Source organism: Micromonospora trifolii, assembly GCF_022229005.1.
Lineage (GTDB): Bacteria > Actinomycetota > Actinomycetes > Mycobacteriales > Micromonosporaceae > Micromonospora > Micromonospora trifolii.
This window is the reverse complement of record NZ_JAKKFD010000030.1, coordinates 25,175-49,712: the sequence shown is the minus strand read 5'-3', so window position 1 is coordinate 49,712 and position 24,538 is coordinate 25,175. Positions and strand designations below refer to the sequence as shown.

At 70.6% G+C, this 24,538-nt stretch carries 20 protein-coding genes; 6 read left to right on the top strand and 14 right to left on the bottom strand.

Translation table 11 applies throughout. The annotated features are described in order from the left end of the window. The first annotated feature begins 5 nt into the window (after window positions 1-5). The gene (locus NIE79_RS19795) at window positions 6-599 is read left to right on the top strand and encodes a PadR family transcriptional regulator (protein ID WP_238679970.1); all 594 of its coding nucleotides are present in this window, start codon (window positions 6-8) and stop codon (window positions 597-599) included. Window positions 600-714: 115 nt separating this feature from the next. Here the strand turns inward: NIE79_RS19795 and ispG are convergent, their stop codons facing one another. The 7 genes from ispG to NIE79_RS19760 form a co-directional block, all read right to left on the bottom strand. After that, window positions 715-1,887 carry a flavodoxin-dependent (E)-4-hydroxy-3-methylbut-2-enyl-diphosphate synthase gene (gene ispG, locus NIE79_RS19790; RefSeq protein ID WP_210787026.1) on the bottom strand — a complete coding sequence of 391 codons (1,173 nt, stop codon included), beginning with the start codon at window positions 1,885-1,887 and terminating at the stop codon, window positions 715-717. 9 nt (window positions 1,888-1,896) lie between these two features. Continuing rightward, window positions 1,897-3,147: a M50 family metallopeptidase gene (locus NIE79_RS19785; protein WP_238679969.1), complete on the bottom strand. Its 1,251-nt coding sequence runs from the start codon at window positions 3,145-3,147 to the stop codon at window positions 1,897-1,899. Next, window positions 3,147-4,358 carry a 1-deoxy-D-xylulose-5-phosphate reductoisomerase gene (gene dxr, locus NIE79_RS19780; RefSeq protein ID WP_238679968.1) on the bottom strand — a complete coding sequence of 404 codons (1,212 nt, stop codon included), beginning with the start codon at window positions 4,356-4,358 and terminating at the stop codon, window positions 3,147-3,149. The genes NIE79_RS19785 and dxr overlap by 1 nt, the downstream gene beginning before the upstream one ends. 43 nt (window positions 4,359-4,401) lie before the next feature. Then, window positions 4,402-5,049 (bottom strand): Uma2 family endonuclease, encoded by a 648-nt coding sequence (locus NIE79_RS19775; protein WP_238679967.1) that lies wholly within the window; start codon window positions 5,047-5,049, stop codon window positions 4,402-4,404. Window positions 5,050-5,176: 127 nt separating this feature from the next. After that, a complete protein-coding gene (locus NIE79_RS19770; protein WP_238679966.1) occupies window positions 5,177-5,629 on the bottom strand; it encodes an LppU/SCO3897 family protein in 453 nt (150 codons plus the stop codon). 356 nt (window positions 5,630-5,985) lie between these two features. Continuing rightward, window positions 5,986-9,957 (bottom strand): CARDB domain-containing protein, encoded by a 3,972-nt coding sequence (locus NIE79_RS19765; protein WP_238679965.1) that lies wholly within the window; start codon window positions 9,955-9,957, stop codon window positions 5,986-5,988. 449 nt (window positions 9,958-10,406) lie between these two features. Further along, on the bottom strand, window positions 10,407-10,958 hold the full coding sequence (locus NIE79_RS19760) for a GNAT family N-acetyltransferase (RefSeq protein WP_238679964.1): 552 nt from the start codon (window positions 10,956-10,958) through the stop codon (window positions 10,407-10,409). A gap of 51 nt (window positions 10,959-11,009) precedes the next feature. On the opposite strand from NIE79_RS19760, the gene NIE79_RS19755 reads away from it, so the two are divergent. Next, the gene (locus NIE79_RS19755) at window positions 11,010-11,876 is read left to right on the top strand and encodes a YhjD/YihY/BrkB family envelope integrity protein (RefSeq protein WP_238679963.1); all 867 of its coding nucleotides are present in this window, start codon (window positions 11,010-11,012) and stop codon (window positions 11,874-11,876) included. A 66-nt stretch (window positions 11,877-11,942) separates the two neighbouring features. On the opposite strand, the gene NIE79_RS19750 is transcribed toward NIE79_RS19755, so the two are convergent. From NIE79_RS19750 to NIE79_RS19735, 4 genes are read right to left on the bottom strand one after another with little or no spacing between them, the layout of a single operon-like run. Next, window positions 11,943-13,139: an ABC transporter permease gene (locus NIE79_RS19750; protein WP_238679962.1), complete on the bottom strand. Its 1,197-nt coding sequence runs from the start codon at window positions 13,137-13,139 to the stop codon at window positions 11,943-11,945. After that, window positions 13,136-13,825, bottom strand: coding sequence for an ABC transporter ATP-binding protein (locus tag NIE79_RS19745; protein WP_238679987.1), 690 nt, complete (start codon window positions 13,823-13,825; stop codon window positions 13,136-13,138). Before NIE79_RS19745 ends, NIE79_RS19750 begins: the two co-directional genes overlap by 4 nt. Further along, window positions 13,825-14,958 (bottom strand): efflux RND transporter periplasmic adaptor subunit, encoded by a 1,134-nt coding sequence (locus NIE79_RS19740; RefSeq protein ID WP_238679961.1) that lies wholly within the window; start codon window positions 14,956-14,958, stop codon window positions 13,825-13,827. Before NIE79_RS19740 ends, NIE79_RS19745 begins: the two co-directional genes overlap by 1 nt. Then, window positions 14,945-15,559, bottom strand: a complete 615-nt coding sequence (locus NIE79_RS19735; protein WP_238679960.1) for a hypothetical protein — start codon at window positions 15,557-15,559, stop codon at window positions 14,945-14,947. The genes NIE79_RS19740 and NIE79_RS19735 overlap by 14 nt, the downstream gene beginning before the upstream one ends. A 112-nt stretch (window positions 15,560-15,671) precedes the next feature. On the opposite strand from NIE79_RS19735, the gene NIE79_RS19730 reads away from it, so the two are divergent. From NIE79_RS19730 to NIE79_RS19720, 3 genes are all read left to right on the top strand, one after another. Then, complete coding sequence (locus NIE79_RS19730) at window positions 15,672-16,367, top strand: response regulator transcription factor (RefSeq protein WP_238679959.1); 696 nt, start codon at window positions 15,672-15,674, stop codon at window positions 16,365-16,367. Further along, window positions 16,357-18,222 carry a HAMP domain-containing sensor histidine kinase gene (locus tag NIE79_RS19725; protein WP_238679958.1) on the top strand — a complete coding sequence of 622 codons (1,866 nt, stop codon included), beginning with the start codon at window positions 16,357-16,359 and terminating at the stop codon, window positions 18,220-18,222. Before NIE79_RS19730 ends, NIE79_RS19725 begins: the two co-directional genes overlap by 11 nt. Before the next feature lie 148 nt (window positions 18,223-18,370). Beyond that, the gene (locus tag NIE79_RS19720) at window positions 18,371-19,966 is read left to right on the top strand and encodes a phytoene desaturase family protein (RefSeq protein WP_238679957.1); all 1,596 of its coding nucleotides are present in this window, start codon (window positions 18,371-18,373) and stop codon (window positions 19,964-19,966) included. 99 nt (window positions 19,967-20,065) lie between these two features. Here the strand turns inward: NIE79_RS19720 and NIE79_RS19715 are convergent, their stop codons facing one another. Then, on the bottom strand, window positions 20,066-21,646 hold the full coding sequence (locus tag NIE79_RS19715) for a Rieske 2Fe-2S domain-containing protein (RefSeq protein ID WP_238679956.1): 1,581 nt from the start codon (window positions 21,644-21,646) through the stop codon (window positions 20,066-20,068). Window positions 21,647-21,844: 198 nt separating this feature from the next. Between NIE79_RS19715 and NIE79_RS19710 the strand changes: the two genes are divergently transcribed. Continuing rightward, on the top strand, window positions 21,845-22,066 hold the full coding sequence (locus NIE79_RS19710; RefSeq protein ID WP_091400308.1) for a DUF2631 domain-containing protein: 222 nt from the start codon (window positions 21,845-21,847) through the stop codon (window positions 22,064-22,066). A gap of 86 nt (window positions 22,067-22,152) precedes the next feature. Here the strand turns inward: NIE79_RS19710 and NIE79_RS19705 are convergent, their stop codons facing one another. Then, window positions 22,153-23,301 carry a DivIVA domain-containing protein gene (locus NIE79_RS19705; RefSeq protein WP_238679955.1) on the bottom strand — a complete coding sequence of 383 codons (1,149 nt, stop codon included), beginning with the start codon at window positions 23,299-23,301 and terminating at the stop codon, window positions 22,153-22,155. A 31-nt stretch (window positions 23,302-23,332) separates the two neighbouring features. Next, a complete protein-coding gene (gene rlmN / locus NIE79_RS19700) occupies window positions 23,333-24,490 on the bottom strand; it encodes a dual-specificity RNA methyltransferase RlmN (RefSeq protein WP_238679954.1) in 1,158 nt (385 codons plus the stop codon). Between the last annotated feature and the right edge of the window lie 48 nt (window positions 24,491-24,538).

Below are 24,538 nucleotides of genomic sequence, written 5' to 3'. Positions count from 1 at the left end.
ACCCGATGAGGTTCCACCGACAGCACCACCCGATGCACGAGGCCCGGATGCGGGGGTTCGGTTTCCCGCCGGTTCCGCCCGGTCCGCACGGTCATGGCCACGAACACGGACACGGCGGCCCCTGGGGCGGCCGGGGTCGTGGACGGGGTCGGGGCCGACGCCCCAACGTTCGAGGCTCCGTGTTGGCCCTGCTCACCGAGCGGCCGATGCACGGTTACGAGATGATCCAGGAGATCGACTCCCGCACCGGCGGTGCGTGGCGGCCGAGCCCCGGCTCGATCTACCCCACCCTCCAGCTGCTGGAGGACGAGGGTGTGATCGTCGCCAGCACCGAGGAGTCCGGTGGTGGGCGGAAGCGGTTCACTGTCACCGAGGCCGGTCAGGCGGAGGCCACCGAGGCCGCGCAGACCCCGCCGTGGGCGGACGTCGCCCAGGGCACGGTGAGCAGCTGGCACGACATCCGTGACTCCGGCGCACAGGCGATGAACGCGCTGCGCCAGGTGATGATGAACGGCACCGACGACCAGCGTGAGCGGGCCGCCCAGGTGCTCGACGAGACCCGGCGCAAGCTGTACGCGATCCTCGCCGAATCCGAGTGACGCCAGGCCGCACCACGGCACGGCACGAGCAGCACAGCGCGAGAGCGCAGGATCAGCACGAACGCACAGCGGCCGTTCCCCGCACGGGGAACGGCCGCTTTTTCCATGTGGAAAATCAGTGCACGGTGACGGTCGGGCCGGTGACCAGCCCGCGCAGCTCCTCGGGGAGCTCGGCGCCCATCTCGTCGGCGATCCGCAGCGCCTCCTCGATCAGGGTCTCGACGATCTGCGCCTCGGGCACCGTCTTGACGACCTGCCCCTTGACGAAGATCTGGCCCTTGCCGTTACCGGAGGCGACGCCCAGGTCGGCTTCCCGGGCCTCGCCCGGACCGTTGACAACGCAGCCCATGACGGCGACCCGCAGCGGCACCGGCAGCCCTTCCAGGCCGGCGGTGACCTCTTCGGCGAGCTTGTAGACGTCCACCTGGGCCCGCCCGCAGGACGGGCACGAGACGATCTCCAGGCCCCGCTCGCGCAGGCCGAGGGACTCCAGGATCTGGTTGCCGACCTTGATCTCCTCCACCGGCGGGGCGGACAGCGACACCCGGATGGTGTCGCCGATCCCCTCGGCCAGCAGCGCACCGAAGGCGACCGCCGACTTGATGGTGCCCTGGAACGCCGGCCCGGCCTCGGTGACGCCGAGGTGCAGCGGGTAGTCGCACTGCTCGGCGAGCTGCCGGTACGCCCGGATCATCACGACCGGGTCGTTGTGCTTGACCGAGATCTTGATGTCGCGGAAGCCGTGCTCCTCGAACAGCGAGCACTCCCACAGCGCCGACTCGACGAGCGCTTCGGCGGTGGCCTTGCCGTACTTGCTCAGCAGGCGCTTGTCCAGCGACCCGGCGTTGACGCCGATCCGGATCGGCGTCCCCGCCGCCCCTGCGGCACGAGCGATCTCCTTGACCTTGTCGTCGAACTGCCGGATGTTGCCCGGGTTGACCCGGACCGCCGCGCAGCCGGCGTCGATCGCGGCGAAGACGTACTTGGGCTGGAAGTGGATGTCGGCGATCACCGGGATCTGCGACTTCTTGGCGATCGCGGGCAGCGCCTCGACGTCGTCCTGGGACGGCACCGCCACCCGCACGATCTGGCAGCCGGACGCGGTCAGCTCGGCGATCTGCTGGAGGGTCGCGTTGATGTCGGAGGTGAGGGTCGTGGTCATCGACTGCACGGACACCGGCGCACCACCACCGACCGGGACCGAACCGACCATGATCTGGCGGCTGGCCCGACGAGGAGCGAGCGGCGGTGGAGGCACGGCCGGCATACCGAGACTGATAGCTGTCACTTCAGGCACTCACCTTGAGAAGAGCGTGATGGGGTTGACGACGTCCGCGGCGATGGTCAGCAGCGTGAACGCGCCGCCGATCAGGATCACCGCATACGTGAAGGGCATCAGTTTGAGGTAGTCCACCCGACCGGGGTCGGCCCGGCCGATCCGCGCGTAGACCCAGGAGCGGGCCCGTTCGAACCAGGCGATGGCGATGTGGCCGCCGTCCACCGGGAGCAGCGGCAGCAGGTTGAACACGCCGATGAAGAAGTTCAGCGACACGAAGAGCATGAAGAAGACCAGCCACGCGTTGTTCTCCACCGCCTCGCCGCCGAGTCGGCTGGCACCGACCACACTGATCGGGGTGTCGATGTCCCGCTCGCCGCCGGTGAGGGCGGTCCACAGGGCGGGGACCTTCTGCGGGAGGCGCTGGAGCGCCTGGGCGGTGCCGACGGCCAGTTGACCGGTGAAGTCGGCGGTGGCGCCGAAGGCGCCGACCGGCCCGTACGTCACGCGGGTGGGCGTGCTGGGGACGAGCCCGACGCCGAGCGCGGCCACCGGCGCGGCGGCACCTGTCGGGTTGTCCAGCGGCGGCCGCTGGGTCTGCGCGAGCACCGTGCTGGTGGTGGCCGGCTGTCCGTCGCGGACGTACGCGATCTGCGCGGTCTCCCCGGGCTTGAGCGAGCGCAGGGTGCTGAGCAGATCGCCGTAGGAGTTGATCGCGGTGCCGTTGATCGAGGTGATCCGGTCTCCGTTGCGCAGTTGCGCCTGAGCGGCAGGGCTGGCCGCGTCGGCGGGGGTGCACGCCCGCACCGCGTTCTCCGGAACCACGCACTCACTGAGCTGGATGACGGCGGGCTCCTGGCGGGCCTGCGCGTCGGTGGTCGGGAAATCGGGGTTGGGCAGGCCGGCGGAGACGGCGAGGATCCAGATCGTGACCAGGGCGAGCGCGAAGTGCGTGATCGACCCGGCGGCCATCACGATCGTCCGCTTCCAGACCGGGTAGCGCCACATCACGCGCGACTCGTCGCCCGGCTCGACGTCGTCGTCCTGCGGCGTCATCCCGACGATCTTGCAGAAGCCGCCGAGGGGGATGCCCTTGAGGCCGTACTCGGTCTCGCCCCGGCGGAACGACCAGATTGTGGGGCCGAAACCGACGAAGTACTTCGTGACCTTCATCCCGAACGCCTTGGCGGTCAGCAGGTGACCCGCCTCGTGCAGGCTCACCGAGATGAGAATGGCCAGGGCGAAGAGGACCACCCCGAGCAGGTACGACATCAAGCTCCTTCCACCGAACCCGCGATGATCTCCTGCGCGTGCGCGCGTGCCCACGACTCGGCCGCGAGCACGTCCTCGACGGTACCTGGTTCGTCGAAGTCCGGAGCGTCCTCCAACACGCGTTCGAGGGTGTCGACGATGCCGAGGAACGGCAGCCGGCCCGCCACGAACGCGGCCACGCACTCCTCGTTCGCCGCGTTGTAGATCGCCGGCCGGCAACGCCCGATCTCCCCGGCGGCCTTGGCCAGGGCGACGGCCGGGAACGCCTCGTCGTCGAGCGGCGCGAACTCCCAGGTGTGCGCGGCCGTCCAGTCGACGGCGGTGGCCGCCTCGGGCACCCGGTCCGGCCAACCGATGCCGAGCGCGATGGGCAGCCGCATGTCCGGTGGGCTGGCCTGGGCGATCGTCGACCCGTCGACGAACTCGACCATCGAGTGGATCACCGACTGGGGGTGCACCATCACTGTGATGTCGGCGTAGGGCACGTCGAACAGCTCGTGCGCCTCGATCACCTCGAGGGCCTTGTTGACCATGGTGGCGGAGTTGATCGTGACGACGGGCCCCATGTTCCAGGTCGGGTGAGCGAGCGCCTGCTCGGGTGTGACCTGCGTCAACTCGTCGCGCAGCCGACCCCGGAACGGGCCGCCGCTGGCCGTGACGATCAGTCGGCGCACCTCGCCGCGCGATCCGGAGCGTAGGCACTGGGCCAGCGCCGAGTGCTCCGAGTCGACCGGGACGATCTGCCCCGGCCGCGTCACCGCGGCCTTGACCAGCGGGCCGCCGGCCACGAGCGACTCCTTGTTGGCCAACGCGAGAGTACGACCACCGCGCAGCGCGGCCAGCGTAGGAGCGAGGCCCAGCGAGCCGACCACCCCGTTGAGCACGATGTCGCACGGCCACTGGGCAAGCTCGGTCATGGCGTCCGGGCCTGCCACGATCTTGGGAAGCTTGAAGTCACCGGTGGCCCACCCGCGCCGGCTCGCCTCGGCGTAGAACGCGAGTTGCAGATCCTGCGCGGCGGACGCCTTGGCCACCCCGACCGCCTCGACGCCCAGTTCGAGGGCTTGCGCGGCGAGCAGTTCGACGTTGCCGCCGCCGGCACCCACGGCGACCACCCGGAACCGGTCCGGGTTGCGCCGGACGATGTCGATGGCCTGGGTGCCGATCGAACCGGTGGACCCGAGCAGAACAAGGTCGCGGGGGGAAGTCACCCGGCCATTCTTCCCCACCCCCGCTGCACGCCCGCTGGGAGCCTCAGCCCTCCCCCTCCGCCGACGCTTCGGGCAGCGCCTCCTCACCCAGCAGGTCGGCCGGATCAATGGAGAACTCGAACGGCTCCCGCATGACGAAGCGCGTCCCGGCCGCAGCGGCAGCCACCGGCCGATACTCCCCCTCGGTCAGCTCGTACAACGCGATGGTGGGCACCCGATTGCGCAGGTCAACCCGGAGGAAAAAGGGCACGCGGGCGGCAGCGTACTCACGCGGGCGGTCGATGATGTCCTTGCGCCGGTTTCCGGGCGAGACGATCTCCCCGAGGAGCACGGCGTGCCTGATGTCCATCGTCGTGCGACCTCCGCCGGGAGCGTCGAGAATGACGATGTCCGGGATGAAGAGATCCTGGCCCGAGACGATGTTCGTCTCAAGATAGAGCCACAGCTTCGCCCGACGGGCCGCCTGCTTGAGGAGATAGGCGAGGCCCAGCTCAGCGTCCTGATGGTCGTACCCGGCATGTGGTGTCACGATCACGCTTCCGCTCAAGACCTCAACCTTGGGGCCGTTGGTCTCCGGCAACAGGTCGAGGGCGAGCTGCGCAGTCCAAGGCTCGTCGTGCCACCGCAGCACGTCGAACGACGGCTCGGTGTCCTGCGGCGCTGGCTCCGGCGCGAACGCTGCCTGGGCCATCCGGGCTCACCCCCTCAGCGGACCATCCTGCTCAGCTCAGCCTAGTCGCGCTGCCCCACCCGGAACGGCATCGCACACGCGGTGCGACAGATGGGGATATCGGCTTGGCCCCGGGTTCCGGCGGCGTTCAGGCCGGGGCGACGCAGAACACGACGTCGAGGTAGTCGGAGCGTTTTGTCCAGTTCGAGTAGTGGTAGTCCATGAAGCCGGGCGCCTGGGCCTCGCACACCGCGTCGGCCTGCGCCTCGTCGACGACGGCCTGTTCGATGCGAGCCAGCACCCGCCATGTACCGGGACCGCACGGGGCGATCGCGTACACCACCCTGGCCGCGTCACCGGTGTTACGCACACACTGCCCGGCCCGCACGAACTGCTCGTCGCCGTTCGCCCTCGCGGTGGGCGTGACCACTGTCGGGCTCGCTCCCGCGCTGGTCTCCGCCGCTGGCGTGGCACGGGAACCCGCCCATTCGATCACCTGGAACACCACGCCCACGATGCCGGCAATCGCGGCAGCGGCACCCAACCAGCGCAGTAGGGCCCGCAGCGGCCGGCTTGGGGTGGACCCGGTTTCGTCATCCATGCTCGCCTCCGACCCTGGTGCTGGGCAGCCCTTCGCGAATCGCGGCGCCGATCCACTTTCCACATTGACAGGTCGCCACGAGGCACGTCACGCACCCCGGATCGCCAACGGGGGCAGCACGGCTTCCGCTACCCACCCTGTCGAGCCAGGTCAACGGCCGTCCTCGGCGGTCATGACCGGTTCGACCCGTCGGCGGTGGCGTCGGATGTCCGACTGACGCCGCTCGTCGGCGATGATCGACTCGGGTTTACGGAAGTCGGGGTGTCCGCATCGTGCGGACACCCCGACTTCAGTGAAACCGTGTTGATCAAGCGTGGTCGTCGACCGGGGGCCGCCGGAGCGGCCCCCGGTCACTGTCAGCCGCCGTTGATGACGAACTGTGAGCCCGGCTGGATGACGATGTTGCCGTCGGCCGAGTTGGTGATGGTCACGTTGGTCAGGTTGGCGTTGCCGCGCGCGCCGCTCATCGCGAGGATGCCGGCACCGTTGACGGACTTGTCGATCCGGACGTTGGTGATGGCGAGATTCGGTATGTTGCCGCCACCGTTCTTGAACTGGATGCCGTCGTAGGTGGAGTCGATGATGTCGGTGTCCCGGATCGTGACCCCGACGATGTCCCTGGTGGCCGGGAAGATCGTGATGGCACCGAACTCCTGGTCCTCGTTCCAGAACGCGCCGCCGGTGCGGTAGAGCCCGTTGTTGGCGATCAGCGTCGTGCCGGAGAACGGCAGCGGGTCGTGGTCGGTCGCCAGCATGATGCCCGGGTAGTTGGCGGTGTCGTAGATCAGGTTGTTCTCGATCGAGTTGTCGTAGCCGCCGTAGATGGCGATGCCGTTGGCCCGCCAGGGCAACTGGATGGTGTTGTTGACGAAGTGGTTGTCGTGGGCGATGTCGACGCTGCGGTCCTTGACGTACGGGTTGGCCCAGACGGCGAGGGCGTCGTCACCTGTGGTGCGGAAGGACGAGTTGAACACCCGCGAGTTACGCGTGCCGTTGCTGAAGTTGATGCCGTCGGCGTACGTGTTGCGGATCCGCATGCCGCTGAAGTCCAGCCCGTCGGCCGGCCCCCACAGGTCGGGGATGTTGTCGTAGTCGCGACCCACCCAGACACCCACGTTGGCGTGCTCGATCCAGACGTTGCTGATCTTCGTCCCGGTGCCGAAGCGCCCGTTCAGACCGACGCCGCCCTCGGCGTTGCCGTCACCACCGCGGATCCGGCCCGAGCCGAAGATGGCGATGTCGGAGATCTGGGTGTTCTTGTCGATGTCGAAGCCGAAGTTGCCCTCGTGCGGGTGGTTGATGCCGCCCACCACGTTCTGCGGCTCGGTCAGCGTGTAGAGCTGCGAGTGCCACATGCCGGCACCCCGGATCGTGACGTTGCTGATGCCGACCTGGTTGTGCGTGCCCCGGTTCAGCGGGTCGTCGGTCAGGATCTTCTGCTCCTGCCGCCACTGCCCGGCGGGGATCCAGACGCAGCTGATGACACCGTTCTGGTCGTCGGTCACCGCCCGCTGGATGGCGGCGGTGTCGTCGAGCCCGTCGTTCGGGATCGCACCGTACGAGGTGATCGAGGTGCAACCGGCCGGCTGGCTCGCCGCCGGCGCCACCTGCTCCAGATCGATCATGTCGATGACGTAGAAGGAGGCGGTGTCACCCGAGTCGCGCTGCAACTTGAACCGGGTGCCGGCCGGGTACGACTGCGCCAGCAGCGCGTTCGACTCGTCGAAGAGCCGCCGGGCGTCGGCCTGCGGGGTGTTGGTCAGCGCCTCCGGCCCGTCGGTGTTGCCGTAGAGCCAGCTGTGCTTCGACGACAGTGTCAACTTTCGGGAGAAGACGTCGTTGACGTAGAGGCTGATGGTCGCCTCGATGCCGCCGCCACCGGGCGCGTCCGGGATGGAGTTGCGCACCACAATGGAGTTGGCCTGGTTGGCCGAGGTGAACTCGACGAACTGGCCGGTGCTGGTGAGCCGTACCGACTTGCGCCCCGAGGACTCGCTGGCGAAGTTGGTGTGCCCGAAGGTCCGCAGCGGGTCGGCCTCCAGCAGCGTGCCCTGGTAACGGCCGGCCTCCGCCTCGTAGGAGACGTACGGGACGGCGGCCCCACGGCCGACCACTATCGACTGGCTGAACGCGTTGTTGGTCTCGTTGGTCTCGGTGACCACGTTGGTGGCGTCGGCGGTGGCGGTGATGGTGGCGCCGCCGCTGGTGGCGGTCCAGCTACCGCTGACGGCCACTGTGACCGTCGCGCCGGCGGCGATGGAGGCGGTGTTGGTGTTGAGCGTGGTGCTGCCCGCCACCAGCCGGGTGACGGTTGTCGCGCCGGTTGCGGTGGTGCCCCGGTTGCGGACCGTCACGGTGAAGGTGACGGACGCCCCGACTGCCGGGTTCGGCGGGTTCGAGGCGATGCTGAGCACCTGGAGGTCGGGGCCCGGGGCCTGCGCCACCACCAGCGGCGACGCCGCGGTGAGGCTGTTGTTGCCGTTGTTCTGCTCGACGATCGTGTTCGCCGGGTCGACCACCGCCGAGACGGCGTAGCTGCCCATCGGCCGCGTACCGGCGTTGAACGACACGGTGGTCGAGGCACCCGCGGCGAGCGTGCCCACCGAGGCGCTGCCGACGACAGCGCCGGCCAGGCTGAAGTTCACAGTGGTCGCGCCGGCGGTGGCGGACCCGATGTTCTGCACCACTGCGGAGAGGGTGACCGGGGAGACCTCGCTGGGCGACGAGGGCGACCAGGTCACCGAGCTGACGACCAGGTCCGGGTTGGGCGCCGGGGTGCCGCACACCTCAAGCTCGGCCACCTGGCCGGACGGGGCGCCGGTGTTGCCGGTGAACCGCAACTGCACGTCAGCGGTGGTGGCGCTGACCGGGATGGTCACCAGGTTGGTGCCCTGGGCGAACTGGTAGGCCGCCGCCGACACCAGACTGGTGTACGAGGACGACGCCTGGTCGCGACCGAGGACCTGGATGGTCTGGGTGCGGGTGCCCCAGGCCGGGTCCGGGTTGAGCTTCACCGTGACGCCGGAGATGGAGTGGTTCGCGCCCAGCGCCACCGTCAGGTTCTGCGGGTAGCTCGCCGCACCCTCCCAGTAGGTGGTGAGCTGCCCGTCGTTCGCCTTGTCCGGGGTGAAGCTGAAGGTGGAGCCGCTCGCCGTCATGCTCTTGCCCTGCGCCACGTTGGTGCAGGCGGGCGGGTTGCTGCCGGTCCGGGTGACGGTGTTGCTGTTGCCGGACAGGTTGCCGGCGCCGTCGCGGGCCCGGACGTAGTACGACACGGTCGCCGTCGCCGGCTGGGTGTCCTGGTAGGTGAGGACGGTGCCCAGCGTCGCGATCAGGCTGCCGCCCCGGTAGACGTTGTAGCCGGCGAGCCCGCTGCCACCGGAGTCGGTGGAGGCCCCCCAGTTGAGCGTGATCGTGCTGCCCGACGTGCTCTGCGACAGGGTCCCGGGGACGCTCGGCGCGGTGGTGTCACCACTGCCGGTGCGGGTCACCGTGTTGCTGTTGCCGGAGATGTTGCCGGCGGCGTCGCGGGCCCGGACGTGGTACGACACTGTCGCCGTGGCCGGCTGCGTGTCGTTGAACGTGGTCACGTTGCCGACGGACTGGAGGAACGCGCCGTTGCGGTAGACGTCGTAGCCGGCGATGCCGCTGCCGCCCGCGTTGTCGGTGGAGGCGACCCAGTTGAGGCTGATGGTGGTGCCCGACTGGGTGTAAGAGAGGCTTCCGGGGACGCTCGGCGCTGTGGTGTCGGGGGTGGTGCCGCCGCTGCCGTACACCTCCAGCTCGGAGAGCTGCCCGGCCGGCCAGCCGCTGTTGGCGGTGATGGTGATCCGGACGTAGCGGGTGGAGGTCGAGCTGAAGTTGATCGTGGCGGCGCTGCCGCTCGCCGGGTTGAAGGTGTACGTCTGCGACCCGACCAGGTCGGTGAAGGAGGAACCGTTGGTGCTGCCCCGCACGCTCAGCGTCTGCGTCCGGGTGCCCCAACCGCTGGTCGGCAGCTTCAGTACCACCTGGTTGACGCTCTGCGATGAGCCGAGATCGACCTGCACCCACTGTGGGAAGGCGTTGTTGACGCTCTCCCAGTAGCTGCCCGTGTTGCCGTCGACGACCTTCGACGAGTCGTAGACGTCGGCGTGGCCGCTCTCCTGGGTGGGACGGCCCTGGGCGAGGTTGGTGGCCGCCGGGGCGAAGCCGGCGCTAGGAGCGGCCGCCGGGCCGGCGGGGCGGGCGGCGGCGGCCGGGTTCGCGACGGCGGTCGCCCCGGCCGTGGCGATCAGTGCGGCGGCGGCCGTGGCCGCCACCATCCTGAACAGATTCGTTCGTCTCATCACTGTCCTTGTCGTCGGGGGACGGTTGCCGCGGTGGCTGGACCACGGGGTGGGGGTGCGGCGGTGCAGCGCCGGCCGATGCGAGAGGGCCGGTGTCGAGAGAGACGGGGTGGTACGGGCGGCGCGGGGGCGCCGCTCGTCCGGGAAACACCAGATGGGTACGACCATCAACGGGCCTCCCCAGGAGGCCCGTTGAATCTTCCGAGGGCATGCACAGAACCGTGCATACCTTTGTCAAAATCTTGCGTTACTTTGGTCCAAAGGTTACTGACGTGCTACGGGAGCGTCAACACTTCGACCACCGTGACTATTGACGGACTTGTCTGCCCTGACGGCCGTCACCCGCGTCGCCCTGCCCACAATTTCGGGGAAGGTGCCGGCCCCCGACGACTGGAGGCCACACCTTCCCCGAAGTTGCGCGGATCTTGCGTCAGGTAGTGCGAGAACGATCAGGCATCTGGCGCCGTCAGCACGAAGGTCTCCAGCAGTTCCCCGCCGTACCAGTCGGTGCGCTGGCCCACATGCTTCATGCCCAACCTCCGAGCGACAGCCATCGACGGCTCGTTGCCCGGCGACACGACCGCGTAGATCTCCCGGGTGCCGGTGGCGAACTCCCGATCCAGCAGCACACGAGCGGCCTCGGTGGCGTAGCCGTGACCCCACGAGTCCGGATGCAGGTGCCAACCCGTCTCGATGTCCTCGGTACGCACCGCCTCGTCCCGGCCGGGCAGCGGCTTGAGCAGCGCCGTGCCCACCACCTGACCGGTCTCGCGTACCTCGACCGCCCAGGTGCCGTACCGGCCACCGTCGTCGGCGTGCCGGTCCTGCCAGATCCGCAGCCGCTCGACGGCCTGGGCGGGGTCGGTCATCGGCATGCCTGGCGACACCGCCAACCAGCGGGTGATCTCCGGGCGGGAGTAGATGTCGTAGATCCGGGCCAGATCGGCCGGATCGTCGGTCCAATCACGCAGGATGAGGCGTTCGGTGGTGAGAACAGTCATGACCGGCGATCTTAAGGAGTGACGGCCGCGACGACAGGGAAGGAGGACCCGATGGGCAACGGATGGCAGCGCGCGAGACGGATCACCAGTGCCGCGTTCCGTCCGGTGCGCGGACGGGACCTGTCGCTGCACGCCGCCGCGATCACCTTCTACGGGGCGATCGCCGTGGTGCCGGTCGCCCTGCTGGCGATCTGGCTCACCGCACTGGTGGCCGGTGCCGACCGGGTACGCCGGCTCACCTCGTACGCCGTGGAGGCCCTGCCCACCGCGATCGGCGCGCCCCGGGCGGTGGAGGCGCTGGTCGACGCCGGGGTGGGCTTGACCCCGCTGCTGGCGCTGGCCTCCCTGCTGCCCGCCTCACTGTACGGCGAGGGCCTGCGCCGGGCGTTCGTCTCGGTGGCCGCGCCCCGCTCCGACGAGCACCTGGTCGGCTGGCGGGGCCGGCTCCTGCTGCTGCCACTGCTCGCGCCGGCCCCCGCGCTGCTGCTGTCGATCCTGCTGGCGCTCCCGCTCACCACCCGCCTCGTACGCCAGGGCGGTTGGCTCGGTGTGCTCGGCGTGGTGCTGTCGTTCCTGGCGGTCTGGCTGGTGCTCACGCCGGTGCTGGTGTGGGTGTTCCGGGTCGTCGGGCCGGCCTCACCGGACTGGCTCTCCACCCTCGGGATCGGGTCGTTCACCGCGGCGAACCTCTCCGGCTTCCTGCACGGTTTCGTGCTCTTCGCCTCGCTCCCGCTGGACCTGGGCGTGCCCTTCGGGGGCTTCGACGAGATCGGCGGCGGCGTGGCAGTCCTCCTCTGGCTCTACCTGTTCCACGTGATCGTCCTGGCCGGCTACTCCGCCACCCTGGCCCTCTCCCGCTGGCGCGCGAACCGCACCCGAACCCCCGCCCCCGCCCCCACCCCCACCCCGCCGGGTTGATCAAGAGATTTGCGTCAAGAAACGGCCTCCCGGTGACGCAAACCTCTTGATCACCACAGGCAGGGGTCAGGGGGTGGAGAGGGCTTCGGTGGGGGTCAGGCGGGCGGCTCGGATCGACGGGTACACGCCGGCGACCACTCCCACCAGGAGGGCGCCGGTGATTCCGCCCAGCACCGCGGTCAGGGGAATCGTGGGCGGCCAGCCCTGGTAGCTGGCGTAGCCGACCGTCGCGAGCACCCCGAGCGCCGCTCCGGCGGCACCGCCGAGCACGCTGAGCAGCACCGACTCGGTGAGGAACTGCACCCGGATCTGGCCGCGGTTCGCGCCGAGCGCCCGGCGCAGGCCGATCTCCCGACGGCGCTCCAGCACCGAGATCACCATCGTGTTGGCCACGCCGATCCCGCCGACCAGCAGGGCGACAGCCGCCAACCCGAGGAACAGCGCGGAGAAGCTGTCCTCGGTGGCCCGTTTCGCGGCGAGCGCGTCGGAGGGGCGGCTGACCTGGACCAGCCCGGGCAGCTGCGGGTTGAGGGTGGCCGGCAGCACGGCACGGACGTCCTCCAGCGCGTCCTCCCTGGCCCGCAGGTAGACGACAGTGGGGTGACCGTCGAAGCCGAGCATGGCCTTGGCGGCGTCCCACCCGACCAGCACCGAGCGGTCGAGATCCGGGGAGAGCGGCAACGGGTCCAGGATGCCGATGACTGTGAACCAACGCTCGCCGATGAACACCTGGGGTGGCTGCCGGGGGTCCACAGTGGCGAAGCCGAGCCGGCTCGCCGCGACGTAGCCGAGGACGGCGGTCGGGAGCCCGGCCGACCCGGCGTCGAGGGCCCGGCCGCTGCGGATCCTGCCGTTGACAGTTCCCAGCAGGTCCGGCCGGGACGCGAGCACAGTGAGCCCGGACGTGTCGTACCGGTCCAGCAGGTCGTTGCGGCGCACTGCCGTGTGGGTGTTCGCGACAGCGCTCGCCGTGTGGACCGGCCCGATCCGCGACGCCATGGCGGCGGCGTCCTCGGGCAGGAGGACGGGCGGGTTCTGATCCGGCACGGGTTCGGCCCGCAGCAGGTTGGTGCCCAGGGCCGAGAGCTGGTCCATCAGGTCGCGCTGGCTGGACGCGGGGATACCCACCACGACGACCAACGTGGCGATGCCGATGGAGATGCCCAGGGCCGAGAGGACGGCCCGCACCCGGCGGGTGGTCAGCCCGAGCAGACCGAGCCGGAGTACGTCGGTCGGGGCGAGCCGGAACGGGCTCATGCTCATGCCCTGCTCCCGGCGACGGTGTCGGCGACGATCCGGCCGTCGCGGATCTCGACCTGTCGAGGCGTACGGGCGGCGAGATCGCGGTCGTGGGTGATCACGGCGATGGTGGTTCCCTCCGCGTTGAGGTCCATGAGCAGGGCAAGAACCGCCTCCCCGTTGACCGTGTCGAGGGCGCCGGTCGGCTCGTCGGCCAGCACCAGCGCGGCCTCGTTGACGAGTGCCCGAGCTATCGCCACCCGCTGCCGCTCCCCGCCGGAGAGCTGCTGTGGCAGGTGGTCGACCCGGTGCGCCAGGCCGACCCGGGCCAGCGCCTCGATCGCGGCGCGGCGACGACGACGGCGGGGCACCCCGGCGTAGAGCAGGCCGGTGGCGACGTTCTCGGCGGCATCCAGCCCGTCGGTGAGGTGGAACTGCTGGAAGACGAAGCCGAGCCAGCGGCCCCGCAACGCGGAGAGCCGACGGTCCGACAGCGCGGTGACCTCCTGACCGGCCACGCGTACCCGGCCGCTGGTCGGCAGATCGAGGGTGCCCATGATGTTCAGCAGCGTGGACTTGCCGGACCCGGAGGGCCCGACGATGGCGAGCATCTCGCCAGCGCGCACTGTCAGTGAGACGTCGTCCAGTGCGGTCACCCCGCCGGGGTACGTCCTACTCACCCCCTCGACGTTCAGCACCGGCTCGGCGATCACGATGCCGTCACCACGTCGAGGCCCTCGGTCACACCGGTGCCGCTGACCTCGACCAGGCCCCGGGCGAACATCCCGGTCTCCACGGCCACCAGCCCACCGTCGGGCAGTTGCAGCGCGTGCCCGCCCTCGCGGAGCGCCACCAGCGCGCCCACCGGCACCGCGAGCACGCCCTTGCGGACGGCGGTGGTGAACCGGACCTGCACAGTGGCCGCGTCCAGCTTGGCCACGTCCGCCGCGCGGGTCGGTGCGACGAGGACGTCCACCGTCGGTGGGCTGCCCTGCCCGGTGCCGCCGTCCGCCCCGCCGCCGCGCACCGTCTGCGAGATCGAGGCGACAGTGCCCGGGATCTCGGAGCTGTCCGGCAGGGCGACGACCACGGCGGCGCCCACAGTGATGGTGCCGACCTCGGCGGCCCCGACCGGCACGGTGACCAGCTTGACCTTCTCGGTGACGGCCAGCAGCTCACCGGCGACCGGGTCACCGGGTAGCGCCTTCACCGCGCTGACCCGGGCCGGCCCGGTCAGCACGGCGACCTGCCCGACCCCGATCGTGCCGGTGGGGTCCAGGCCGAGGGCCTGCTGCCACTTCTTGATCGCGCCGACGAGGCTTCCGGTGAGCACTGCCTGACCCGCGCCGATCTTCGTGCCGTCGGTGCCCCGGGACGGCTGCGACGCGATGGGGTAGCCCAACGCCTTCAGGTTGTCCGACACGATTCGCACGTCGCTGCCCACCAGACCTGGCTTGTCGAGCGGGCGGAAGAGCGGGGTCCCGCCGAACAGCACCGGCACCGGTCGGTCGTTGACCCAGTAGAGCGGCTTGCCCCGGGCCACCGTGTCGCCCACCTTCGGCAGCCGGGTGACGACGCCCTCCCCGGCACCCTTCACCAACCGCTCCGGGCCGAAGCCGAGCATGCCGTTGAGCGAGCGGCTGTCCGACAGGTCGGCCCGAGTCACAGTCGTCGTGGTGACCGGCGGCGGGGCGCTCGCGGCGTCACCGCCGGGGTGATGCCGCAGGGCCAGCGCCCCGACGCCGGCACCGACGGCGATCACCAGGGTCACCAGGGTCACCACGACCCCGGTACGCCGGGTCGTCCGCCGACCAGGATCGTCGGTCGGGTTACTTCTTGGCACCGAAGATCTCCATGGTGCATTCCCTCTCGACAGCGGCGAGGGCGGGACCCTCAAGGCCGCCGGCCGGGTCGGCGACCCCGTCGTCGTAGGTCCATCCGGAGCCGTCCGGCAGCGAGTGGATCTTCATTCCGCGTCCGCGCAGGCACTGGACGTAGTCGTTCCACTGGCTCACGTAGTTCGGGTTCTTCTCCGGGTCCAGCTCCGGCGGCTGGAGCGGCAGCTTGTTCGCGCACGCCACGTACGCCGCCTTCGGCTCCCCGCTCTGGTCGAGGGACAGGCCCGTACCGTCCCCCACCGGGCCGGGTTGTGACCGGCCGTCGTTCAGCTTCACGCCGTTGTCGTGCAGGCAGATGTTGTACGTCCCCCAGAGCCGCTCCTCCTCCTCGTCGGTCATGTCCAGGCGTAGCTGCGGCCGCCCGTTGGCGGCACCACCGGCAGGGGTCGCACTCGCCGGGGCGGACGGGGTGACGAGCGACGCGACGTCACCGCTGGCGGTGCCCTTGTCGGCGCTGGACGCACCGCCGCCGCAGCCGGTGAGGGCGACGGCGAGCACTGCGACCGCGGCGAGCCCGGTGGCGACCCGATGGGTTGAGTTGGTCATGGCGTGCAGCTTCACGACCAGGTGTCAGAGACCTGTAAGGAACCGGTCGTCATCCGATAGCCCCAGCTCAAGGCCGTACTGCAACCGGTCGGGGCCACGTACAGTCGCTGCCGTGTGTGCGTACGTGCTGGTAGCCGAGGACGACCAGAAGCAGGCGGAGTTGGCGCGCCGGTATCTGGAACGCGAGGGGCACGAGGTGGTCGTGGTGGCCGACGGGCGGGCCGCCCTGGAGCAGATCCGCCAGCGGCCCCCGGCGCTGCTGGTCCTCGACGTGATGATGCCGAAGGTCGACGGCCTGGACGTCTGTCGCATCCTGCGCCGGGAGTCCGACCTGCCGGTGCTCATGCTGACCGCCCGGTCGACCGAGGACGACCTTCTGCTCGGCCTCGACCTGGGCGCCGACGACTACATGACGAAGCCGTACAGCCCACGTGAACTGGTCGCCCGGGCCCGCAGCCTGCTGCGCCGGGGCCAGCGGACGCAGACGGACCCGGTGCTGCGGGTCGGCGCGGTGCACGTCGACCCGGTGCGCCACGAGGTACGCAGCGACGGACGCCTCGTCGACTGCACACCTGGTGAGTTCCAACTGCTCCAGGCGATGGCCGCCCAGCCCGCCCGGGCGTTCACCCGGGACCAGCTCCTGGGCTACCTGCACGGGTTCGACAGGTACATCACCAACCGGACCGTCGACGTGCACGTGATGAACCTCCGCCGGAAGATCGAGCCGAACCCGCGCAAGCCGGCCCGGCTGGTGACCGTGTACGGCATCGGATACAAGCTTGTCGAAGAGTCCCCCCGTGTCGGGTGAGGTTCCGCTGCGCCGCAGCCTGCTGCTCCGACTGCTGGCGCTGGCCGTCCTCATCGCCATCGGCTCGATCGCGGCGACCGCGTGGCTGGCCGTGCGCACCACCACCGGAGCGATCCGGCAGGAACAGGGGCAGGCGCTCGCCGACGACGCGCACATCTACGACACAGTGCTCGCGTACGCGGCGACCCACCCGAACTGGGACGGGGTCGACGCGACCCTTCGGCCGCTCGCCCGGGACGTCGGCCGGCGGATCGCCCTGACCACCGAGACCGGTGCGCCGATCGTGGACTCGGCCCCCGGCGCGGGCCCGTTGCCGACGACGTCGTCCGCGACAGTCGACGCGCTCGCCGTCGACACCGCCCTGATGCCCGGCACCACAGTGCCGGGCAGCGGTGACGGTGGCACCAGCCGCATCGACCCCCGCACCACAGGGCCGTACCTCCTCCCGCCCGAGGAGCGCGCCGCGCTGCGCGACAAGGCGGCCGAGGCGGTCCAGTGTCTGCGGCTGCGGGCGCAGATCGACGCCGCCGTCGTGGACGGGCCCACCGGCCGCCCCCGCATCGACACCCCCGGCACCGACCTCGCCGACAGTGCCGCCTGCGGCCAGTTGAGGGAAGAGCTCGCGACCCGAACGGCCACCGAGGGCAAGGCGCTCACCCAGCTCAACGCCCTGGTGAACACCTGCCTGGCGCGGCGGCGCCTGCCTGCCGTGCAGGTGGACCTGAACTGGACCTGGACGAGGCAGCCGGCGGCCAGCGCACCCGACTCCCGCAGCGCGGCCGGCGTCGACCAGGAGCACAACAGGGCGGTCAGCGCCTGCGTCGGCACCAGTCGACGGGAACAACTCCTCCCGTACGTGGCCCCGGCCGCGACCCTCTTCGTCACCGACCCGGGCGGTCGCCCCTCGACCACCTTCGACCTGTCCCCCGCCAACCAGACCCGCATCGTCGCGGTCGCCGGCCTCGTCCTGCTGGTGACGGTCGGCTTCACGGTCCTCGCCGGCATCCGGCTGACCCGTCCGCTGCACGCGCTGACCGGGGCCGCCCAGCGGATGCGCGACGGTGACGGCGCCGCACGGGTCCGGGTGACCGGACGCGACGAGATCGCCCGGCTGGCCGAGGTCTTCAACGACATGGCCGAACGGCGGGAACGGCTGGAGCAGCTGCGCCGGGCCATGGTCAGCGACATCGCCCACGAGATGCGTACGCCGGTGAGCAACATCCGGGGCTGGCTCGAAGCGGTCGAGGACGGCGTCGCGGCCCCCGACCGCCGGCTGCTCTCCTCGCTGCTGGAGGAGGCGACTCTGCTCCAGCACGTGATCACCGACCTGCAGGACCTGGCCGAGGCCGACGCGGGCGCGCTGCGGCTGCACCGTGAAGAGGTCTACCTCACCGACCTGCTCGCCCAGGTCGCGGAGGCGCACCGGGCCCACGCCGACCGGATCGGCGTCGCCATCACGGTACGCACCGAGGCCGACCCGCAGGTGGACGCCGACCCGGTGCGACTCCGCCAGGCCGTCGGCAACCTGGTCGCCAACGCGGTACGGCACACCCCGTCGGGAGGGGGCGTGACGATCAGCGCCAGCGCGACCGACGCCGAGGTCATCGTCTCGGTGACCGACACCGGCAGCGGTATCAGCGCCGAGGACCTGCCCCGGGTGTTCGACCGCTTCTGGCGGGCCGAGAAGTCCCGGAGTCGACAGACCGGCGGCAGCGGCCTGGGCCTCGCCATCGTTCGCAAGCTCACCGAGGCCCACGGCGGCACGGTCAGCGCCACCAGCACCCCCACCAAAGGCTCCACCTTCACCCTCCACCTACCCCCCTCCCCCGCCCCGCCCCCGCCCCCACCCGGTTGATCAAGAGGTTTGCGTCACCGGCAGGCCGTCGAATGACGCAAACCTCTTGATCACCGAGAGCGGGCCGGAGGAGGGGTGGGGTGGGTGGGGTGGGTGGGGTGGTGGAAGGGGTGACCTGGGCTGGTGGGGCGGACTAGGCTGCCGCGGCATGAGCAGTGAGATTCCGGCCCGCGCCGACGTCGTGATCGTCGGTGCCGGGCACAACGGGCTGGTCTCCGCGGTCCTGCTGGCCCGGGCCGGCCTGGACGTCCTCGTGCTGGAGGCCGCCGACGTGATCGGCGGCGCGACCCGCACCGAGAACCCGTTCCCGAAGGTGCCGGGGCTGCGCCACTCCACCGGCTCGTACCTGCTCGGGCTGATGCCCCCGGAACTGCTCGCCACGCTCGACGTCCGGATCCCGGTGCTGCGCCGCGACCCGCACTACTTCCTGCCCACACCGGGTGGCCTCGGCTCGCCGTACCTGCTCTTCGGCAGTGACACCGCCGCCACCCGGGCGCAGCTCGCCGAGTTCTTCTCCCCCGCCGACGTGGCCGCCGACGACGCCATGCAGGCCGAGCTGGCCGCGCTGCGGGAAGACCTCGCCCCGGCCTGGCTGGCCGAGCCGCTGAGCGTCCAGGAGACCGCCGAGCGGCACGTCCGCCCGGCGCTGCGCCAGATCTTCGTCGACCTCGTGCAGGGCTCGGTCGCCGACTACCTGGCCCGGTTCGAGTTCCGCTCCGAACTGCTGGTCAGCATGTACGCGGTCACCGACGGCCTGTCCGGGCTCAACGCCGGCCCGGACGACCCCGGCACCGGCCACAACTTCCTCGTGCACAACATGTGCCGACTGCCCGGCTCCGGCGGCACCTGGATGATCGCCGAAGGTGGGATGGGCACTGTCTCCCGGACGTTCGCCGAGGCCGCGCGCGCCGCCGGAGCGACAATCCTGACCGGTACGCCGGTGCACGCGGTGACTCTGGACGGCGGCGCGGCGAGCGGAGTGGTGCTGGCCGACGGTCGGGAGGTCGCCGCCCGGGTGGTGCTCGGCGCGTGTGACCCGTACCGGTTGATGGACCTGTTGCCCGACGGCGCGCTCCCGGCGCGGCTCGGCGAGCGGATGGCGGCGGTCCGCCGGCCCGGCACCACGCTCAAGCTCAACCTGGCGCTGACCGGGCTGCCGCGCTTCTCCTGCCTACCGGACGGCACGCCGAGCCCGTTCGGCTCCACCATCCACCTGCTGCCGGGGTCGGCGTCGCTGGTCGGCGGGGCGGAGGCGTCGCCGATGACAGCGCTGCGCGCCATGTGGGCGGACGTGCAGGCCGGCCTCCTGCCGGCGGAGCCCACCATCGAGTGGTACCTGCACACCACAGTCGACCCGTCGCTCTCCGACGCCGCCGGGCACCACTCGTCGGCGCTCTTCGTGCAGTCCGTCCCCTACGAGCTGGCCGGCACCACCTGGGACGCGGAACTGCCCGGCTACGTCGAGCGGCTGCTGGGCATCGTCGAGCGGTACGCCCCCGGCACCACCGACCTGATCGCCGACGCGGTGCCCCTGCCGCCGCCCGGCATCGAGGAGCACTTCGGCATCACCGGCGGGCACATCCACCACGTCGACAACACCGTCTCGTTCACCGACCGGATGCCCTACGCCACCGGCGTCGACGGTGTGTACGCCGGCAGCGCCGGCTGCCACCCGGCCGGCAGCGTCATCGGCGCGGCCGGCCACAACGCTGCCCGCCGCATCCTCAAGGACCTGAGCGCCTAACCCAGACTCCCGCGATCTTGCACTTTCGGACGTCGCTATGGGCCATATGCCCCTCGTTGTCGCAACAGCAAGTGCAAGATCGCGGTGTGGTGAGGCGGGTCAGATCACTGCCTCACCGGCGGGGGCGGGGGTTTCCGCGTCCACCCGGTGGGCTCGCACCTTGTGGCCGACACTTGTCAGGCAGCGGCCACTGGGCAGGTCGAAGCGCCAGCCGTGCAGCTGGCAGGTGAGCTGGTCACCGTCGACGATGCCGAAGCGGGTCAGGTCCGCCTTCAGGTGCGGGCACCGCCGCTGCACCACCCAGTCGCCCAACGTGATGTCCTCGGCGTCGGTGCTGCGTTCGTGCTCGTCGTACCAGCCCTCGGCGTACTGGAGCCGCTCCTCGGAGAGGCACTTGAAGAACGCGTAGACGAACTCGTTGTACTGGCCGATCCGGGCCGCCGAGAACCGGCAGGACAGGAAGAGCGAGTTGACCCAGTCCACCTCGTCGATGAAGAGCAGGTGCTCGATCAGCGACCGCTCCATCCGGAACCGGTAGCGCACCTTCTCGTCCGCGTACGGCCGGACCTCCTTGCCGGGGAAGTCCACCACGATCGACTCGACGCTCTCGCCGTCATACCCCACCAGGTCGAAACGGACCGGGCCGCCCACCCCCTTGGCCAGGTAGATCGACTCGTCGAGCAGCGGCTCGATCCGACGCTTCATCTCGCCGAGCACGTCCACCTCAGGGTGCCGCCAGGACGCCTTCTCCGCCTCGATGATCGGGCGCTTGCGCTCCCGCATCTCCTCCAGGTGCGCGACCTTGTCGGCGAAGAACTCCTGCACCGGCACCGGGTGGGTGGTGCTCGCGCCCTCCGTGGTGACCTCGGCGACGCTGCCCGGCAGCAGCACGATCCCGTTGGTGCCGCCGACCTTTGCGTACTCCGACAGGAAGACGGACTGGTCGGGGAAGATGTTGCCCTCGTCGCCGTGGATGTCGTTGAACTGCCACAGGGCGTCGTCGAGGAAGCACGGCGGGCCGGCGATCGGGAAGACGTGCGACGCCTTCAGGTCGTCGATGTACCGCCAGGTCCGGTCGAACTGCCGGTCACGCTTCTGCTTGCCGAACGCGGTCTTCGCCGCCTGCGGCAGCTCGTAGACCATCGGGTACCAGATCGCACCGGAGAACTGGAGCAGGTGCGCGTGCACGTGCCCCAACTCGGCGAAGACGCTCAGGTCGGTGGGACGGGCATCGTTCTGGTTGAGCAGCCGCACACCCTCGTGCTCGACCCAGAGCGAGGAGTCGCCGATCGGCCCGTCGGTCGGGCTGGTCAACGCCTGAATCATGATCTTCAGGCCGCCCGGCAGCTCCACCACCTGCTCGTTGGGAGCCTTCAGGAACTTGGTGAAACCCAACGCCCGGAACTCGTCCTCCATCTCCGAGGTGGGGAACTCGGGGAGCAGGACCGTCGCGTCCTTGGAGACGAAGTCGCGCAGGTGCTTCGCGTCGAAGTGGTCCCGGTGCAGGTGGGAGACGTACAGGTAGTCGACCTGACCCAGGCTCTCCCAGTCCAGCAGAGAATTGTCCGGGAACGGGAACCACGACGCGAAGTAGGCCGGGTTGACCCACGGGTCGCACAGGATGCTGCCCGCGGTCGTGTCGATCCGCATGCTGGCGTGCCCGGTTCCGGTCACTCGCACCGCACAGTCCCCCTCAAACAGACAATCAGGTGTACGCCAAACGCTACCGGAGGGAGTCTGACCGCCGCCCCGCGACGCCGGTAGTGCCGTCCAGCCCAGGTGGGGCAGGGCCGATGGCCAGGAAACCCCCACCCCACCGCACCCCGTACGAGGCGTGCCAGACTAACCAAAGATCCGATCGCGAGGGAAGGACCGACAGTGGCAGGAAGCGAGCCGGTAACGTCGCCAGACCAGCACAAGCCCGGGCACCGCAAGGCCGGGCAGATCGGCGCCGTGCTGTCCGCACTGGCGCTGCTGGCGATGATCTGCGGCAACCACGAGGGCAGGGTCGAGGACATCTGGCTGATCGGCCTGGCCGCGCTGCTGCTGATCATCGTGATCGGCGACGTCGTGTTGCGGCGCAGCGGTCTGCGCTCCTGACCCGACCACCGCCGGACGACCGGCCGACGTACGCCGAGGGCCCGCCCCCACCCGGGGGACGGGCCCTCGTCCGTATCGCGTCGGGGTCAGCGCCCGAAGAGGATGTCCTGCACGTCCTTGAGCGCGGCGTCGACCTCGGCCTCGAAGTAGCCGCCCGGCACCAGGCCGAACCGGAGCGTGTCCAGGTCCTTCGGGTCGACCGGCATGGGGTTGCGGCGCTGCATGCCACCGAGCAGGGTGTCGAAGAACCGGTCCACCTGGTCGGGGTCGTACCCGCTGCCGAACCGGCGCACCTGGAAGCTACGACGGATCTGGTCGACCCGGTACAGGTCGCTGCCGGGCGGACCGGCCATCGGCGGACCACCCATCGGCGGGCCGGCAACCGCGGGCGGGCCGGCCATCGGCGGACCACCCATGCCCTGCTGCGGCAGCGGAGGCGGACCGGCCGGACCACGGCGCATGTCGCGCAGATCCCGCTCCGGCATCCGGATCTCGGCCGTCATGTCGGCGCGACCGTGCCGCCCAGCCTCGAAGCCGTCGAAGCGCGGCTCCTCCGGCGGCGGCGGATAACCGCCGGGCGCGCGCTGGTCGTCGGAGCCGTACCCACCGCGCTGGTCATCCGGGCCGTAGCCACCGGGTGAGCGCTGGTCGTCCGGGGGGCCGTACCCGCTGGGGCCGGCGGGCAGACCGCGCTGCGGCATGCCGTGGCCACCCATCGGGCCGGGGCCCATCGGGCCACCGGGACCCATCGGGGGGCCGGCCGGGCCACGTGGCGCGTCGTAACCACCGCCACGGGGGGCGTCGTAACCACCGGCGAAGGCACCGGTCGGCTCGTCGTAGCGACCGTAGGGCGGGCCGGCCTGCGCGGGCATCGGCCGGGGCGGCATCGGCTGCGGAACCATGCCCCGGTCATCACGCATCGGCGGACCCATCCGGTCCGGTGGGCCCATCCGGTCGCCCATCCGGGGGTCGCCACCGCGCCCGGCGCTGTTGCGCTCCTCCAGCTCGGCCAGCTGCCGCTCGACCCGGTCCAGGTGAAGGTCGACCTGCCACTCGTCGTAGCCGTTGAAGCGGACCCGGAAGACGACGTCATGGACCTCCTGGGAGGCCACCGGGGCGCCGACCTGTCGGCCGTCGAGCGTAGCCTCGACCCGGTCGAGGAAGGCATCCACCTCGTCGACCTTGTATCCCCGGCGGAGCGCCTTGCGCCGGAAACGCTGACCCTGACTCGCCACTATGTCTCCTGGTCTCGTTCGCCACGCCCGGTCACGCCGGTGCCTCTCCGGCGCGGTCGGTGAAGGTGTCGTTGTCTTCGGCGGCGGCGAGCTGGCCACACGCGCCGTCGATCTCGCGACCTCGGGTGTCCCGAACTGTGGTGGACACCCCCGCGTCGCGCAACCGCCGGACGAACTCCCGCTCGACCGGCTTCGGGCTCGCGTCCCAGCGGCTGCCCGGCGTCGGATTGAGCGGAATGAGGTTCACGTGGGCCAACTTGCCGGCCAGCAGCCGCCCGAGCAGGTCGGCTCGCCACGGCTGGTCGTTCACGTCCTTGATCATCGCGTACTCGATCGACACGCGGCGGCCCGTCCGGGCGGCGTAGTCCCACGCTGCGTCCAGCACCTCGGCTACCTTCCAGCGCTGGTTTACCGGCACGAGTTCGTCGCGCAGATCATCATCGGGCGCGTGCAACGACAACGCAAGGGTCACTGAGAGGTCTTCGCTGGCCAGTCGGTGGATGGCCGGAACCAGGCCGACCGTGGAAACGGTGATGTGCCGCTGGGACAGGCCGAGCCCCTCCGGGGCCGGGCTGACCAGCCGACGGATCGCCGCGACCACCCGGTTGTAGTTGGCCAGCGGCTCGCCCATGCCCATGAAGACGACGCGCGACAGCCTCGGCGGGGAACCGGCCACCACGCCGGAGGCCGCCACCCCGGCCATGTACACCGCCTGGTCGACGATCTCCGCCGTCGACAGGTTGCGGGTCAGCCCGGCCTGGCCGGTCGCGCAGAACGGACACGCCATGCCGCAACCCGCCTGGCTGGAGATGCAGACGGTCACCCGGTCCGGGTAGCCCATCAGCACGCTCTCCACCAGCGCACCGTCGTGCAGCCGCCAGAGCGCCTTGCGGGTCGCGCCGTCATCGCAGGCCAGCTCGCGCACCGGGTTGAGCAACGTCGGCAGCAACTTCTCGGCCAGCCGCTCCCGGGTCGCGGCGGGCAGATCGGTCATCGCCTGCGGGTCGCGGACCAACCGCCCGAAGTAGTGGTTGGAGACCTGCTTGGCGCGGAAGGCCGGCTCACCCAGCCCGGCGATCAACGCCTGGCGGCCGGCCAGGTCCAGGTCAGCGAGGTGCTGAGGGGGCATGGAGGCCCGGCGCGCGGCGGGGGCGACCGAGATGGCGGGGATCAAGGGCAGGCTCGTCATGGCTGGTCCAGTGTGTCACGCCGTCGGCGGCGGCTGCCGGTCCGGAGG